At 37.6% G+C, this 16,087-nt stretch carries 14 protein-coding genes; 5 read left to right on the top strand and 9 right to left on the bottom strand.

Features of this window, described 5'->3' with window-relative positions:
• Positions 1 to 118: 118 nt before the first annotated feature.
• Positions 119 to 1,699: a PhoX family protein gene (locus tag FVB32_RS14790; protein WP_187269592.1), complete on the top strand. Its 1,581-nt coding sequence runs from the start codon at positions 119 to 121 to the stop codon at positions 1,697 to 1,699.
• A gap of 72 nt (positions 1,700 to 1,771) precedes the next feature.
• Positions 1,772 to 3,595 carry a cytochrome-c peroxidase gene (locus FVB32_RS14785; protein WP_147744607.1) on the top strand — a complete coding sequence of 608 codons (1,824 nt, stop codon included), beginning with the start codon at positions 1,772 to 1,774 and terminating at the stop codon, positions 3,593 to 3,595.
• Here FVB32_RS14785 and FVB32_RS14780 read toward each other — a convergent pair.
• The gene (locus tag FVB32_RS14780) at positions 3,592 to 4,356 is read right to left on the bottom strand and encodes a TIGR02757 family protein (protein ID WP_147744606.1); all 765 of its coding nucleotides are present in this window, start codon (positions 4,354 to 4,356) and stop codon (positions 3,592 to 3,594) included. The two genes, FVB32_RS14785 and FVB32_RS14780, sit on opposite strands and share 4 nt — an antisense overlap.
• Before the next feature lie 9 nt (positions 4,357 to 4,365).
• Entirely contained in the window at positions 4,366 to 5,028 is a 663-nt protein-coding gene (locus FVB32_RS14775) for an ABC transporter ATP-binding protein (protein ID WP_147744605.1), read from the bottom strand.
• Between the two features lie 156 nt (positions 5,029 to 5,184).
• On the opposite strand from FVB32_RS14775, the gene msrA reads away from it, so the two are divergent.
• Genes msrA through FVB32_RS14760 form a run of 3 tightly spaced genes read left to right on the top strand, consistent with a single transcriptional unit; the run spans position 5,185 to position 6,685 of the window.
• Entirely contained in the window at positions 5,185 to 5,745 is a 561-nt protein-coding gene (gene msrA, locus FVB32_RS14770) for a peptide-methionine (S)-S-oxide reductase MsrA (RefSeq protein WP_147744604.1), read from the top strand.
• 3 nt (positions 5,746 to 5,748) lie between these two features.
• A complete protein-coding gene (folE, locus tag FVB32_RS14765) occupies positions 5,749 to 6,348 on the top strand; it encodes a GTP cyclohydrolase I FolE (protein WP_147744603.1) in 600 nt (199 codons plus the stop codon).
• Positions 6,349 to 6,388: 40 nt separating this feature from the next.
• The gene (locus FVB32_RS14760; protein ID WP_147744602.1) at positions 6,389 to 6,685 is read left to right on the top strand and encodes a hypothetical protein; all 297 of its coding nucleotides are present in this window, start codon (positions 6,389 to 6,391) and stop codon (positions 6,683 to 6,685) included.
• Positions 6,686 to 6,728: 43 nt separating this feature from the next.
• On the opposite strand, the gene FVB32_RS14755 is transcribed toward FVB32_RS14760, so the two are convergent.
• The 7 genes from FVB32_RS14755 to FVB32_RS14725 all read right to left on the bottom strand — a co-directional run bounded on the left by FVB32_RS14755 (position 6,729) and on the right by FVB32_RS14725 (position 15,978).
• Positions 6,729 to 8,939, bottom strand: a complete 2,211-nt coding sequence (locus FVB32_RS14755) for a DUF5916 domain-containing protein (RefSeq protein WP_147744601.1) — start codon at positions 8,937 to 8,939, stop codon at positions 6,729 to 6,731.
• Positions 8,936 to 10,360 carry a DUF3526 domain-containing protein gene (locus FVB32_RS14750; protein WP_147744600.1) on the bottom strand — a complete coding sequence of 475 codons (1,425 nt, stop codon included), beginning with the start codon at positions 10,358 to 10,360 and terminating at the stop codon, positions 8,936 to 8,938. The genes FVB32_RS14755 and FVB32_RS14750 overlap by 4 nt, the downstream gene beginning before the upstream one ends.
• A gap of 5 nt (positions 10,361 to 10,365) precedes the next feature.
• Positions 10,366 to 11,769 (bottom strand): DUF3526 domain-containing protein, encoded by a 1,404-nt coding sequence (locus FVB32_RS14745; RefSeq protein ID WP_147744599.1) that lies wholly within the window; start codon positions 11,767 to 11,769, stop codon positions 10,366 to 10,368.
• Positions 11,766 to 12,482, bottom strand: coding sequence for an ABC transporter ATP-binding protein (locus FVB32_RS14740; protein WP_147744598.1), 717 nt, complete (start codon positions 12,480 to 12,482; stop codon positions 11,766 to 11,768). Before FVB32_RS14740 ends, FVB32_RS14745 begins: the two co-directional genes overlap by 4 nt.
• A 109-nt stretch (positions 12,483 to 12,591) precedes the next feature.
• Positions 12,592 to 12,921, bottom strand: coding sequence for a hypothetical protein (locus FVB32_RS14735; protein ID WP_147744597.1), 330 nt, complete (start codon positions 12,919 to 12,921; stop codon positions 12,592 to 12,594).
• 42 nt (positions 12,922 to 12,963) lie between these two features.
• A complete protein-coding gene (locus tag FVB32_RS14730; protein ID WP_147744596.1) occupies positions 12,964 to 13,557 on the bottom strand; it encodes a type 1 periplasmic binding fold superfamily protein in 594 nt (197 codons plus the stop codon).
• A gap of 21 nt (positions 13,558 to 13,578) precedes the next feature.
• Complete coding sequence (locus FVB32_RS14725; RefSeq protein WP_147744595.1) at positions 13,579 to 15,978, bottom strand: TonB-dependent receptor; 2,400 nt, start codon at positions 15,976 to 15,978, stop codon at positions 13,579 to 13,581.
• Positions 15,979 to 16,087 lie beyond the last annotated feature (109 nt).

The following is a 16,087-nucleotide window of genomic DNA, read 5'->3' as shown; positions in this document are numbered from 1 at the left end:
ACTTTACAAACTAACAGTTTTTTAAAAGTGAGATAATCAAATCAATATATTGAGGTAACCAAATGCTAAGGGTTCATAAATAGTTTTGGAGAATTCAACAAAACCTAAAACTAAAATTATGAATTTGAAGAAATTGTTATTTGGATTAATATTTACAATTGCCATTGGGTTTGGCTTTACTAGTTGTGATGGTGAAGACGGACTGGATGGAACCAATGGTGTAGATGGCGTAAATGGAGTGGATGGAGCTGATGGCCAGGATGGGGAAGACTTTATTCCAGCTGCTACCATGTTTGAAAACAAATCAGAATTGGAACCTTTAGTGGCTATTCAACCTCAGTTCAATTTTGTAAAAGCGTATTCCCTAGTTAGCTCAACCGATATACTTGATGATGGATTTCAGTTTGTAGGCGCAGCAGATGGTGCTGGATTTTTAAAGGACCCTAATAGTGATGGTTACCTTTATATTGTAAATGCGGAAGACGATTATGCAGTTGCACGAATTAAATTGGATGAAAACCTGAACCCAACAGGTGGGGATTGGTTATTGAATTCAGGAGTAGCTGATTTTGCTCGACAATGCTCAGGTACCATGTGGGAAGCTGATATACATGGTGGGGCAACAGACCTTTTTCTTTCCGCTTCTGAAAGCTTTAATTATGATGTTAAAGGGATAGACCCCTATATTGACACCCCAACCCCAACCGCAGATTTTGGTTTGGATGCTTTAGGTGAATTCTCCTGGGAAAACGCTGTTCCATTACCAAAAGATGCTTACACCGGTAAAACTGTAATAATAGGTGGAGATGATGATTCCAGCGGATCCGAAGGTCAGATAACACTATATTATTCAGAAGAAGGGGATGCGGACTTGAACAATGGAAAAATTTACGTTTTAAGACTAAAGCAAATTTCTGATGGTGCAGCTGGTGTTACAGATGTAGCTCCCTCTACAATTTACAATGAAAGTAATCTGGATTATGGCGTGGCATACGATTTTGAGTTCGTGGAAATACCAAATGGCGCTTCTTTAACCAAATCTGAAATGGAGGATGCCTGCGTAGCTGTTTTTGCCTCAGCATTTATGAGGGTAGAAGATGTAGACTATCAAAAAGGTTCTGATGCAAACGGAAGAAATGTATTTGTTGCGGTAACCGGTAGAGGTCCAGGGAGAGGTACATACAATGACTGGGGAACAGTTTATAAACTGGAGTTGGATGAAGCGAATCCACTTACTGGAAAATTGACACAGATCATTTCTGGAAATACAGATACCAATAATATGGATGGAAACTTGGCAAGCTTACAAAGTCCAGATAACATTACTGTTACCGAAAACTTTGTTTATGTGCAGGAAGACCCTAACTCTTTCGATAGAGGACATGCCGCATATATTTATCAATCTGATTTGGACGGTGACAACATCAAAACGGTATTGGAATTGGTAGTTAGACAAGACCTCGACCCTAGCGGAAGCACTGGTTTTAGCGGAGAGTTTGGAGCATTGGAAGATATATCAGACAAAATAGGCGTTCCAAATACTTTCTTATTGAATCTACAGCCTCATTACTGGGAAAGTGATGATTTTAAAAATGTTGATGGTCATGATATGGAAACCAATGCAACCGCTATTGCTGATGGTGCAAGAGAAGATGATCAAGGAGGCCAAATAGTAATATTAAGAGGACTTCCCAGATAAGTTTAAGTAATATCATTGCAAAGGCCTCCATTTTTTAGTGGAGGTCTTTCTATATTTAAAGAATTGCCAGAAATGAATCGTCTATTAATTTTTTTATTAGTTTTTAGTCTCAGCTGTAAGCAAAAGCCAAGAGAAAGCGCCATTGTTGCAAACGAAGAAAGCAACGTTGATTGGAAACCCGCTAAAGATTATTATCTAAAACATATTACAGATGCTATTACCACTCTAGATAAGCTTACAAAACTCCCAATGACAGGGGATGATGCAAAAGCAATATTCGAAAAGGCGAGAATTTCCTTTAAAAAAGCAGAACCATATGCTTCTTATTTAAACCCTGGAGTAGGGCATCGTGCTAATGGCCCAGCTTTACCAATTGTTACCGATGATAGTCAAAAAGTGCTGCTTCCAATAGGTTTACAAAAAATTGAAGAAAGTATTTATGAAGGAGAGGAAAGTGAAGCACGGTATAAAGAAGAGATTTCAATTACCATTGGAATGCTCAGAAACCTTCAAAACAACATACGTGATAGAGAAGTTACCCCACAACGTTTCTTCATTGCCACCCACCAACAATTAATGCGGATTATTAGTCTGTCAATTTCTGGGTTTGATACACCAATAAGCCAGCTTGGATTAAATGAAACCATAGTTTCCCTAGAAAGTCTAAAAGAAGTTTATACTAAAAGTATCCAAAGGATAATTCTGGATAAAAATCATGAATTGGATGTACAGTTTCAAAGCAACATAGAAAAGGCGGTGGGTTTTGTGAAATCAAACACCAATTTTGAAACCTTTGACCGCTATACGTTTATCAGGGATTATATGAATCCAATTACAAGAAATTGGGTTGCCATACGTAAAGAAAGTGAGTTATGGAATGGCGTAAACAACAAACCCTTCAATTTTGATGCACCTACATTTTTTGAAGAAGATTCGTTTAATGTTGAGTTTTTTACACCAGCCATCAACCGAAACCCCACAGAAAAAAAGATAGCATTGGGCAAAAAGCTTTTTTTTGACCCCAAACTGTCCCAAAATGGAAAAATGGCCTGCGTTACATGCCATGATCCAAATAAAGCTTGGGCAGATGGTATAGCTTTAAATTTGGACAAGAACGGAAAACCATTACAACGAAACACGCCAACGCTAATCAATTCAGCTTTTCAACAAAGTTTCTTTTGGGATGGTAGGTCACCTAATTTATTAGATCAAATAACCTCTGTATTTACGAACGATAAGGAGTTTGATAGCTCCGTACATGAGTTTTCAACAGAAATTTTAACGGACACTACATATATTTCGCTGTTTAAGGATGCGTATGGCGGAATCTCCGCCAGGAATACCGAAATCATCCGTGCCATATCCTCATATATTTCAACGTTGAACGCATTCAATTCCAAGTTTGATAAAAACATTCGCAGTGAGGAGGATACTTTTACAGAAGAAGAAAAATTAGGGTTTAATTTATATATGGGCAAAGCACTTTGTGCTACCTGCCATTTTATTCCGTTGACCAATGGAACTGTACCTCCATTTTTTACTGAACATGAAAAAGAAGTAATCGGTGTGCCAGAAACTGCTAACAACAAAACATTGGATGATGATCTGGGGTTTTATTGGAGGCATAATGAGGAGTTGGAGGTGCATCGTGGGATGTTTAAAACCCCAACAATCAGAAATACAGAACTAACAGCGCCGTACATGCACAATGGAATTTATAAGAGTTTGGAGGAAGTAATCAATTTTTACAACCTCGGTGGCGGAGGTGGGCTAGGCTTTGATTTACCCTACCAAACGCTTCCTTTTGATAACCTACAGCTATCGAGTTTAGAAGAAAAAGCACTAGTGGCCTTCATGAAAACCTTAACGGATACTAAAGTAGGAGAGGTGTATTAGAATTTTTCAAAAACACCAAGTCCAAAAAGGGCAAAATCATATTTAACTGGATCCTTGGAATCTAGTTTTCTCAGATTTTTGTCAAGCTCTGCCAATGCTTTAGCGTCATTCTGTTTTCGCTTAACTAATTTTAATTTTCGCGCAACATTTCCAGAATGTACATCTAGGGGGCATGAAAGTTGGCTAGGACTTAAACCTTTCCAGATGCCAAAGTCCACTCCAGTATCATTGTTTCTCACCATCCACCGTAAAAACATATTGATGCGTTTTGCGGCTGACCCTTTGTTGGGGTCGGAAATATGTTTCATAGTTCTGGTTTGATGTGGCAATCCAAAAAACACTTCTTTAAATTTTGATATAGCGGATTGCAATGAATCTTTTTCCTGATGCTTCACAAAAACAGCTTCCAACCCATCATGGTTTGTATACATATTTTGAAGGCTTTGGATAAAATATTGCAAGTCATTACCATTCAAGGTTCTATGGACAAAAGGCAAGAGCTTTTCCAAATCGGTTTCGTTATGATTTAACACAAAATCATGTGGAGCGTTATCCAAAAGCTCTATCATTCGGGAAGCATTTTTTATGATGCTCTTTCGATTTCCCCAAGCTATAGTAGCGGTTAAAAAACCACTGATTTCGATATCTTCCTTTTTAGAAAAACGATGGGGAATTTGCAAAGGATCATCTTCAAGAAATTTTGGATGATTGTATTGCACTACTTTTTGATCTAAAAAGTCTTTTAACTCTGTTTTGGTCATTGTTTTGGATTAAGAAACAATTAATCCATCTACCATAGTCAATTTGCGGTCAGCCATATTGGCCAATTCTAAATTATGGGTGACTAGGACAAAAGTTTGCCCAAACTCATCACGAAGTTTAAAGAACAATTGGTGTAGATTGTCTGCACTTTCTGAATCCAAGTTCCCACTCGGTTCATCAGCTAAAATAACAGAAGGATTATTGATTAAAGATCGAGCTACAGCCACACGCTGTTGTTCTCCACCGGATAGCGCATTGGGTTTATGGTCATAACGATCAGAAAGCCCTAAGAAATCCAGAAGCTCCTTGGCCCTCTTTTCAGCCTCTCCTTTAGGTGTTTTTTTAATAAAAGCTGGAATACAAACATTTTCCAATGCAGTGAATTCTGGTAGCAGCTGATGAAACTGGAAAATAAAACCTATGTGTTCATTACGAAAACGTGCGAGATTTTTATCATTCAGTAGATTAATATCTGTGTCATTGATAGACAAGGAACTGTCTTTCTTGTTGGATGGAGCGTCCAATGTTCCCAAAATTTGGAGCAGCGTTGTTTTTCCAGCGCCAGAAGCTCCGACAATTGATACTACTTCCCCTTTTTTTATTTCAAGGTCAACACCTTTTAAAACATGGAGGTCTCCATAGTACTTTTGAATGTTAGTGGCCTTGATCATAAAATCTGGTTATCTGGGTGAAAGTAATGAATACTCTTGAGGGACAAAAATCGTAAGTTTTAGATAAAGTTTTGCCATCTTTTCACGACTATTGATAAAATTTTATCATAGTTTTCAAATGATAAAATCATATACTTTGTTTAACTTTACAAGAGAATGAATAAACAAAATAATAATCTAGAGGAGACCGCCATTTTTGCTGGCGGTTGTTTTTGGTGTACAGAGGCTGTATTTCAAAGGCTAAATGGTGTTGAAAAGGTCATTTCGGGATATACGGGAGGAGATATTAAAAATCCTGCTTATCGTGAAATTTGTACGGGAAGAACAGGACATGCAGAAGGTATACAGATAAGTTATGATTCTTCCAAAGTTTCCTATACCGAATTATTGGAAGTCTTTTTTGCTACACACGATCCAACTACATTAAACCGTCAAGGAAATGATGTTGGCACCCAATACCGAAGTGAAATTTTCTATACAAACCTTGATCAAAAAAAACTTGCTGAAGAATTTATTGCACTACTGGAAAAGGAGCATATATTTGATTCACCCATAGTTACTGCAATTTCTGAGGCAAAACCCTTTTATGAAGCAGAACAAGGGCATCAGAATTATTACAACGACAATAAGTTTCAACCCTATTGCCAAGTAATCATAGACCCAAAAATTAAAAAACTGAACAAGTATTTTTCAGATAAACTAAATACCGTCAAATAGCATATGGCACCATATCAAAGCATGGAAGAGTACAACATTAGTGTCACTAATGAGGTAAAAGATCGCTTTTCAAAAATTATAGATGAAATAGGGGAAGATGTAAAACGGGATGGCTTGCTAAAGACCCCAGAACGTGCGGCAAAAGCTATGTTGTTTCTTACACAGGGATATAAACAAGATGCTGCCGAAATTCTGAAAGGCGCTATGTTTAAGGAAGACTATGATGACATGGTCATTATAAAGGATATCGAGGTGTATTCACTTTGTGAACACCATATGTTACCCTTTTTTGGTAAGGCGCATGTCGCCTACATTCCTAATGGACATATTGTTGGGCTAAGCAAAATACCTAGAATTGTTGATGTTTTTGCAAGAAGATTACAAGTGCAAGAACGATTGACACACGACATTCTAGAATGTTTAAATAATACCTTAAAACCGAAGGGTGTAGCTGTAGTTATTGAAGCATCGCATATGTGTATGATGATGCGTGGGGTTCAAAAACAGAATTCCGTAACCACAACATCTGGCTTTAGAGGGCAATTTGAAAAAATTGAAACACGAAATGAATTCCTGAAATTGATTAGTTCCGATTTATCTTAGTTAATTTTTACAAGTCATACCGATTTCCTATTTTTCACAAATGTCAGAAGAGAAAGACTTAAAATATCGCAATCTTCTCCTTGGATTACTGTTTGATGGTATAGGGATGTTGTCATTTGCAATACCTGGAATAGGGGAGTTTTCCGATGTAATATGGGCACCCATGGCCGCTTGGTTTATGACCAGAATGTATAAGGGAAAAATTGGTCAAGCCGCTGGAGTGGTCACTTTTGTAGAAGAATTGGTGCCTGGGCTGGATATTATACCCAGTTTTACTATTATGTGGGTCTACACCTATATTTTTTCCTCAAAAAAAAGTAAAAAAATCGAGAGCTGAACGATGCCATCCCTCGATTTTAAACTAACAAACTAACTAAAATCTAAAATTGCTTTAAAAGCGTAATCTTACTTATAAACTGTTTAGCATTCCTCGAAGGGTCAAAAACATCGGTTTGGGTATCATTAAAAACGAGATAAATAAAAGACAGCGGCATATATTCCCAGCTAAAGCGTGCATTCCATCGTCCTTGTTCATTAAAACTATTATATTGATAGAACGTTGATAATTGCAGTCTTGGATTTAATGCTAGCCGTAAATTTGCTGAATATAGATTCGTGGACAAATTCGCGTTGTTGATTCCAACATCCTTGATTGTGTTGTGCTCATAATCTAAGGTCAGCGCGGCATGCGGAACAGGGGAAAAACGAGCAGCAGCACTAACAGTACCTCTGGTTCCATTATAAAAATCTCCAAAATTATAACCGATATCTCCAGACCATTTCTTGGATTGGTCTGTGTTATACTTTACCAAATATCTGGTATAAAAATAATTGTCCTGCTCAATTTCCAATCCTAAGGGAGCGAATTCAAAATTAATGTTTTGCCAAGTAGGAGTAAAGGAGGTTTCCACAAAGCTATTATCTTTGAACCATGTAAAAACTGGAAAAATATAGAGGCTTGCCTGCTGAAATTGGCTTGGGTCAGTGGCATCATGGTTGTAGTTGACAAACATGCCTGGGTCCCATCGCCTAATCCAATCAATGTTCTTTGGTCGCCATATGTAATAACCACCTGGATTGTGCCGAATTACATTGCTTTGTCTAACAAACCCCATTCTTGGATTATAATTCGCATCTGTATATTCAGTTACCCATCCATAGTAAAACTTATTGCTATCGTTCCCTACAAAAATTCTACCAGCATATCCCGTTTTTCCGGTAGACTCATCAATTGAACTTGACAATAAATATTGCACATCCCATTGGCTGGTTGGCCTAATTTGCCCATCCACAGTTATAGTGGTATTGCTGTTATTTTCCAGATTGAGTTCCGAGTAGCTATCATCTGCTCTATGGGTGACCATTATGCCAATATTATTTTCCCTTCCATAGTTTTTCAGATAGCGAAGCACACCAAAATTAGCTCCTGCAGAATTTTCCGTTTCGCGCTGGCGAACAAAAAGACCTGCCAATGCATTCTTTTCTGTTCTTTGTGTGAAACGAGCACCAAAGTCAATGGGCGCCGGTGTCGCATTGAATTCACCTTGCAAGCCAATTCTTCTACTAAAAAAAGGGCGAATGGATTGTTGTAATCCACCAGCCCAAATACCTGAATTTTCTAAAAAGAACTGACGACGCTCAGGAAAGAAAATATTGAAACGTTCTAGGTTATTTACCGCCCTATCAACATCTGCCTGGGCAAAATCGGTATTGATGGTTAAATCGAGGACAGTTTTCGGGTTTATGGCCCATTTGGCATCAATGCCCACCTTAGGGTCACTGGATTTATTGGTTAACGATTCACCTTCTTTATTCTCATCATATTGATACAACGCATATGGCTCCACCCTAATATTGGCTGATGGAGGAGGCACTTCAATACCAGTTAGTTTGGCCGCATAGGTCATACGGTATGGCGTAAAGGATTGTGGAATAGCAGGGAAAGTAGAAACCTCAATATCTCTACGAGCATAGCGCACTAGTGTCATTCCCCATTCAATTGTATTACCATTTTCAGGAAGGTTATAACGCAAAGATTTAAAGGGAATGGCCATCTCCACGGAATACCCCTTATCTGTTCTTTGCGTGCGGACCCTCCATAAGGTATTCCAACCTGTGTCAAAACTATTTCCATTGAAATTTTGAAAATCACGTTGGTTGCCATAAGGAGTAGTTTGAAACCCTTGTGCATATTGTTTTAGGTTTTGTGGGTCTAGGGCTACACCAAAAATATCATTCTCTCCCCAGTCAAAATCTCTTCTTAAATCTTGAATCCTAATTCCCTGTAAACCTAAAGAATCGCTACAGAATGCGGCAACATATAGATATTTGTTATCATACAAAAACTGAACCTGGGTTTTATATTTAATCTTACCACCTTGCCTTGGCTCTATTCTGAAAAAATCCTCCGTTATTTCTGCTGTTTGCCAATCTTTTTCATTCAGAAAACCATCCAATTGAATTCCACTTGTAGCTTTTGAAACTTTTATTTCTTGAGGAATTTCTGGTGGAGCAAAATTTTGGGTGTTGTTTTCCTGAGCATAAACCATGCATAATGGGAAAAACAGAATCATCCAATACGTTATTCTCATGATACTATTAGTTTTGATGCGTTTCCCCGGAGGGCAACAATGTATCCGATACAACCAATTCCAATAGAAACCATCATGATTATCAGGGAAGAAACTATGTTGTTTTGTAATTTTATAGGTTGATAGTTGAATGAGGGTAGCTCTGGATAGTCGTTGCTAGTAAAGGGCTCATTATTATATAGGAGTGGGGTTAAATGATCTCGCCATATTTCGGCAAAGCGTATTACTTGCTTGCGATAATCTTCATAGTCGGCAGTAGAAGTTCCCGAAAGCATATTAAGGGATTCTTGAGCTATAATTGAAGGAGAGAGCCAGCGAAATTTGGATATCAGTGCCTGTTGTCTTTCTAACTGCTGTTCAAATTCCAAAGCTACCGGTTCAAGCTCTTCTTTGACCAGCTTTTGCGATGCCAGATAGCGATGATAGAATTTCCTATTCTGGTTGGGGTCGTTGATGGCATATTCGGGATGGTCTCTTAAGAAGTTGTCTAAAATCTCATCTTGTTTTTCGATAGCTTCTTCTTTTAAACTTCTCATTTTATTAATCATCAGTGTACGCGATGGCATTGGGTATAGCGTATTTCCCAACTGATTTATCACAGATGGAACCAATAGGACGAAAACTACCCAAAGCCCTAAAAGCACAATAGCATTTTTTGAAGAATTCCCCACCCTTAAATTCACTACAAAGGCAAGTGCAAACCAAAAAAGTATATATGCGGTAGTTATTATGATGACATTAAACAAGCCATTAAAGTTGCTGCCTGATGCAAGAAATAGAAAAACTATAGTGAGGATAATAGCAGTGAGGATAAGAGTCCAAAAAAAACGCAGGCTTATTTTTTGAAATACCCAAGTATGGATTAAAATGGGCTGAGAAGCCAATAGTTTTAACGACCCGCTTTCTCGTTCTGCTGATAAAATATTATACGAAAATGCGATAATAATTAAAGGAAGTAGATAAACTATAACAAATGCAAGGTCAAAACTTCCAAAGAGCTGTTGAACAGGACTAATAATTTCCGTAAAATTAAGTGTAAAGTCATCTCCGGTCATGGTTGGTTTTACATAGTGGGTAAACAAATCACTCTGTCCTGTTGAAACAAATGACAGTGGTTGCGAATCCATTGCAGCTACTCTGGGATGATAGTTGCCAACCGCTGTTGGACTAGAAGGGATAGTCCACCTGGAAGCACTGACTTCCATTCCATTTTCAATCGAATCCAAGAGCGAAAGCATATTGGCATCAGACTCTTTAACTTCTGCTTTTGCCAAATGAATATCTTGTTTTCTTTTTTTTACTTTTTGGTCTCCGTTGATGGTGGCAAAACAGAAAAGTCCCAACAACAATAGGCTTAGAATTTGCATCCACCCACTACGTAGGAGTAATTTTAATTCATATAGAAAATTATACTTGTACATAACAATCAGATTTTAATGGTGATGAATAAAAACGCAAATGATCCTAATAGCCATGTTACCAGAACAATTATGTTAGAAGAATTTTTAGATAGAATCTCAGCAAGTTGGGGAGGAGCATATTCAAAAGCAGGGAGTTTTTCCCATGTAGTTTCTTCTGCCTTATAACTCCAATTTCCATGTGATGAATTTTTTGCAAAATCATTATTCAAAAATGCCTGCATCTTAATACGATAATCTTCTGCTGCATCTGAAAAGTCCCAATGGGTAGAGTAATCTGTATTTGCCACGCCCATACTCAAAAACCGTGCTGGAAGAAATGGTGAAAAAGCCGCAAGACCAATATATACATTGGTTTGGCCCTCAAATTGGGATTTTAAATACTTATACTGTTTAAAATAAACTTCAGCATCATGTTCTTCTCCCTTTTGCATTCGGTAAGCATCAAAATTAAATGGCAATTGATGTAAGCTGTCGACATTGTACTCCTTTAGAACTTTTTGCTCAAGTAGTTTAGCCTGCTTGTTCCATGGGTCATGACCGTCTAAACCTTCTTGCTTGTCCTTTAAGATATTTGCAGAAAATTCTTGCCGAGTAGGGTAAGGGTATTTGGCTTCTGCAAAATTACTGGCTGCCTTGGGGACCACTAAACAAGCTATGATCCAAATTGCCAATGACAAAACCAATGAAATAGAGGATTTTTTTGATTTTGAGGAGATAATCAACACAAGATTGACAAAAACGATGTAATAGCATATGTACACTAAAAAAAGTATTCCAAGGTTACTCCATTTGAAAACCCCAAAGTCTTCTAGGTTAGATAGAATTATTCCTGCACTGACTATTAAGACGATTGTAATAACTAGGATAGGCAAGAAAAGAGCTGTCCATTTTCCCAAAATCAATTTCCAAGGTGCAATTCCTAGGCTTCGAATCAACACCAAAGTTCTCATTTCTCGTTCTTTGGTAAAAGCGTTATAACCCAACAGAACGATGAGCAATGGAATAATGAATAAAAGAATAAAATCAGGGGTTAAATCACCAAAACGTGCCAAGCCAGTTTGATCGGCGGCCAAGCTAAATTGTGCTTCATTTCTATTATGTGCTTCCAAGAAAATCGAAGTTCCTGCATATTTATCCACCCCTTGATCAATTAAGGATAACGGATATTTGGGTTTAAACGCATAAGTGCCGTAATGCGCTGCCGAGTGTGGGTTTTTTTCACCCTGATTATTCCAAATGGACCTTTCTGCACTTTTGGCCACGGCATATTGTTGGTTTGTAGAATTATACTGCCTGCTGCTAATCCAAGTAGCAATACCCAGCAATACTATTACGATTGAAAATGCTATTTTAACCCTTCCATCTCTGGCAAACTCAGTAATTTCTTTAATAAAAACATTTCGAATCATGACACTAATTCTTTATAGTTCATAGCTTCTAGGTAAGCCTGCTCTAATTCGGGTAGGGATATGTCTTTTGTTGCATACTCTTGTCTTAACTCGCCGTTTTTCATAATGCCAATATGCGTGCCGGTATCTTTAGCTCTAAATAGGTCGTGTGTGGCCATTAATATGGAAACCCCGTTATCCTTTAATTTGTGTAAAAGTTGTCCAAATTCATTACTGCTTTTAGGGTCTAATCCAGAAGTTGGTTCATCCAGTAACAATGATTTAGCATCTTTTGCCAATGCAATTGAAATGCCCACTTTTTGTCGCATTCCCTTAGAAAATGTTGAAATACGTTGATTAAAAGCATTCTTCTGAAGACCAGCCTCATTTAAAAAATCTTCGGATTGGCTTTTGTTAAGGTTTTTTCCACCTATACCCGAAAAATACTTAAGGTTTTCGACTGCAGTTAAAGTAGGGTATAGCATTAGATTTTCTGGAATGTACGCTAGGTATTGTTTTGTTTTTATATAATCTTCAGATACGCACAAGCCATTGATAAATGCACTTCCAGAAGTAGGTTTTATAAAGCCAAGCAGTAAATTAATGGTAGTTGTTTTACCTGCTCCATTAGCTCCGAGTAGGCAATAAATTTCGTTGGCACCTATGCTCAAATTCAATTGATTCAATACAATGGTTTCACCATACTGTTTAGTGAGATTATCAGTTGTAATCATAAAAGTTTATTTAATGTGGATATAGTAAGGACGCTTCAAAAATCGAAGTTGATTTAGAAGTATGATAATTAGGCATTTTTCAAAAAAAATACCTTAAAGAAAAATGAAGTTAGTATTTGAAAGGAGGCCCCCTTAAATACTTAAAATTAAAACTAACAGTAGAGATGTTAGTATCCTTAAATGTAAATACAGAGGAAAAAATAGTGGTAGTGAAGAGTGCTTTGAAAACCAAAGGCAAGACACCTGGTTTTGTATTCAACTTAGCACATAGACTACAGTTGTATTCGGTTTCAGAAATTGTCTCATTGCCATAATCAATCTCATTTACGGTATGAAAAACATGGGAAGTTAAAACATGAACAATGGTATAACCCAATTGAAGAAGCAACAAGCCTGTCAATATTGAGCTACACCAAATATGTCTGTTTTTTGTTTTCAAAGCATCACTTGTTTCCTGAGAGGATAATTTTGAATACGTTATTTATTCTATAACAAGGTTAAAAGCTTGTGTAATATCTGTTTCTCCTCCTGCATCTGCCAAAGTTCCATCATTAGGTTTTTTAGGCTCGTGCCTTAAGGTGATTGCCAAGGTTCCAGTGCTGGCATCTGTTGTAGTCAAAGTAAACGATATCCCAACTGGATTAGTGGAAGTAAAGTTTTCACCTGTTTCATCAGAAACATAATCAGATTCGTCATCAGTATAGGCGATAGTTGCATTTAAACTACTGTTTGGAACAAAGAAAAATTGGTGTTCATCTGCTTCTCCCTCAATTTCTTCATTAACATTTTCGGCAGGGGTTTCTGCTTCATTGAGCAACACAACTATTCCATCATAAACAGTATTCTCAGCCAAATCTCCGGATATGGATATGTTAGGAGCATTAGGCCCATCTCCGTCCAAATCCTGTGATTGTAATGTTATGGTCGTTCCTCCTCCTTGTGGGGTCAAGGTTACGTTCATAGTTGTTATGGTCTCTTCTTCGTTTACAGGATCTGGCTCATTGTCATCACTGGAACAGCCTACTAAAAAAGTTCCGGTTAAGAGCGCAAGTGATAAGAATTTAGTTGTTTTCATAGTCTTTAATTTAAATTTGATTTAATAATTGAGTTTTAATTGTAAAATGATATTTCTGCCCAAATCATCTGCAAAAAAACGTTGCCGATTTAGGTAATCTCTATAATTTGTGTCCAAAAGATTACTGACCGTAAGACTGGTTGTCAGTTTTAAATTATTTTTAAAAGGAAATTCCATTTTTGAGTTAACACCCAACAGATGGTATGCTTCTGGAGGGGTATTTATTTCCAGCAACACTTCCTGTTGCTGCTCTGGGGAGAATGCGGTAATATTTTCTGGATGTTCATTTTGTTCAAATACATACTGACTTTCCAAGCTAAACTCAAAATTGTTCCACTCTGGTTTTACAAAAGTCAGTTTGTTTCTAAAATTTGCAGCAGGTATATTAATCAATGCGCTGTTGTTTTCAGTATCGGTTCCTTTGACCAAAGAAAATTGATGATCCGTTCTCCAACTATTGGTCCAATCAACATAAGCTGCAGCATCAACTCCCAATAATCTTGCATCTGTCTGCCGATACTCCCAAACAGGAAAAGCACCTCTAATCGTAAACTCCACACTTGTTGGCTCTAAAAGAATAAAATCTTGAATGAAATTAGCATAGGGCTCTAGCGTAAATCCCCAATTATTAAAATCTTGCTGATATGATGCTGAGATTTTATGGGAAGTTTCACTTTTAATACGAAGATCACCCAACTCTATACGTGCTGCGGAATGATGCAAACCATCACTGAACAGTTCTGAAGGATTGGGAGCCCTTTGCGAAAGTGCATAATTGACCCTAATTACAGAACCGTTATTTTCAGTATACTGAGCACCAAATGTTGTAGAGAAGTTATGATAATCAAATACCGGATTGGTAAGCAATTGTGTTCCCAAATCATTAATTATCAGATCTTGAAACTCTTGATTATAACCACGTTCTTCCCATCTAGACGTTTGGTAAAACTTTTTTGCATCAATACGGTTAAAATCATAGCGAAAACCCGCGTCAACAAGAATTTCATCGGTTAACCGATATTCTCCCGTAACAAAAGCTCCAAAATCATACTTTTCGTAATCAGGAATCAGCCGTCTAACTCCTGTTAATGGGTTGGCAAAGTTTTCTTGGAACCTTCCCAAGAGGCCAAACTGAAGTTCGTACAACTCCTTTGAATCCAGTTTAAAGTCCGTAGTTAAAGTGTGCGTCGTCAACTCTAAATCTATAGATGCTTGGTTATCACGTTCTCCTCTTCGCACATCAAATTCGAACCGCCTGTTGTTTTGATAGTCATACTGAACATTCCATTTGCCCAGACCTTCAAATCGTTTGTAGAATTTTAGCTTACCCAAATGGTGGGTAACCTCCTGTCTGGGATTTTGAATGTCATAGGTAAAGGGTCTGATTATCTCGGGTTGACCATTATTGATACCTCGTATCAAATCATCAATGTTGCCAATATGAGAGGCCCTAAGTACAGCAATTTCAGAATTATAATAAGAGTATTTTGCATCCCACCCCCAAGTAAAAAGCTGTTTTCCAAACTGTAAAGAAGCTCCTATTTCTTGAACTCCAGTATTAGATAGTATATAATCTGGAGCTTCATGATCTCCCAATCGTTTATATGAACCTTGTCCTCTTAGATACCATCCGCTCTCAAATGCTTTGATAAGCTCTGTGGTTATATTTCCGCCTCTACCGTTTGAAACCCCGTTTACAATGCTTTTGCCATACAAAGTATCCTTAGCAGGAATCCTTGCCTGTTCCATAACTATAACACCACCAATAGCATCGCCTCCGTATAACAGTGCAGAAGCACCTTTAATTACTGATATTGTTCCTGCTGCATTGATATCTATGTTGGGAGCATGTTCATCTCCCCATTCCATATCTTGCATTCGCACGCCATCGTTCAGTATTAAAACCCTACTGCCGTTGAGACCATGAATAGCAGGTTTTACAATATTGGCTCCAGTATTTAAAGATGAAACTCCCGCCAGCTCTTTTAAAGCATCTCCTAAACTACCAGAACTGTATTGCTCCAACGTTTTAAGCTTTAACGATTCTTCTAGAGCGGAATTGGTTTTTTCAGCAACAGCATCACCGACCACCTTTACTTCATCAAGTTCCTCTAAGTGATGCTCTAACTTTATATCAATCCATGTTATGTCATCTACTTCCACTTTAATAAAAGTGGTTGTGCACTCAGGATGCGAAATTTCCAATTCGTAAAGACCTGGGCAAAGACTTGGGATTTGAAACTTTCCCTTGCTGTCGGTTTTTACAATTTTTTGATTTCCTAATATTTGAATACTTGCATTTTCTAGAGGTGTTTTGTTATGATAATCCATAACTTGACCAGTAAGGGTATCAGTACAGTCTTGAGAAACCCCGTATAAAGGAATTAATAGTAAAAGAGTAATGAAAATGGTTATTTTCATTCTGAACAAAATAAATTAGTAAAAAATAGATAGTCCGCTGTAGAAAGACGGAATGCTTTGGCCGATTAACTAATGAATTGAGGAGGAGGCCTAGAAAATAGGTGATAAG

The sequence above is a fragment of the Flagellimonas hymeniacidonis genome (assembly GCF_008040165.1).
Lineage (GTDB): Bacteria > Bacteroidota > Bacteroidia > Flavobacteriales > Flavobacteriaceae > Flagellimonas > Flagellimonas hymeniacidonis.
The sequence above is the reverse complement of the archived record's forward strand: the minus strand, read 5'-3'. Positions and strand labels throughout refer to the sequence as shown.

Bases quoted from the DNA above. Each gene is read 5' to 3' on its own strand.
- FVB32_RS14790 (WP_187269592.1), top strand. From the start codon at position 119: ATGAATTTGAAGAAATTGTTATTTGGATTAATATTTACAATTGCCATT.
- FVB32_RS14785 (WP_147744607.1), top strand. From the start codon at position 1,772: ATGAATCGTCTATTAATTTTTTTATTAGTTTTTAGTCTCAGCTGTAAG.
- FVB32_RS14780 (WP_147744606.1), bottom strand. From the start codon at position 4,356: ATGACCAAAACAGAGTTAAAAGACTTTTTAGATCAAAAAGTAGTGCAA.
- FVB32_RS14775 (WP_147744605.1), bottom strand. From the start codon at position 5,028: ATGATCAAGGCCACTAACATTCAAAAGTACTATGGAGACCTCCATGTT.
- msrA (WP_147744604.1), top strand. From the start codon at position 5,185: ATGAATAAACAAAATAATAATCTAGAGGAGACCGCCATTTTTGCTGGC.
- folE (WP_147744603.1), top strand. From the start codon at position 5,749: ATGGCACCATATCAAAGCATGGAAGAGTACAACATTAGTGTCACTAAT.
- FVB32_RS14760 (WP_147744602.1), top strand. From the start codon at position 6,389: ATGTCAGAAGAGAAAGACTTAAAATATCGCAATCTTCTCCTTGGATTA.
- FVB32_RS14755 (WP_147744601.1), bottom strand. From the start codon at position 8,939: ATGAGAATAACGTATTGGATGATTCTGTTTTTCCCATTATGCATGGTT.
- FVB32_RS14750 (WP_147744600.1), bottom strand. From the start codon at position 10,360: ATGTACAAGTATAATTTTCTATATGAATTAAAATTACTCCTACGTAGT.
- FVB32_RS14745 (WP_147744599.1), bottom strand. From the start codon at position 11,769: ATGATTCGAAATGTTTTTATTAAAGAAATTACTGAGTTTGCCAGAGAT.
- FVB32_RS14740 (WP_147744598.1), bottom strand. From the start codon at position 12,482: ATGATTACAACTGATAATCTCACTAAACAGTATGGTGAAACCATTGTA.
- FVB32_RS14730 (WP_147744596.1), bottom strand. From the start codon at position 13,557: ATGAAAACAACTAAATTCTTATCACTTGCGCTCTTAACCGGAACTTTT.
- FVB32_RS14725 (WP_147744595.1), bottom strand. From the start codon at position 15,978: ATGAAAATAACCATTTTCATTACTCTTTTACTATTAATTCCTTTATAC.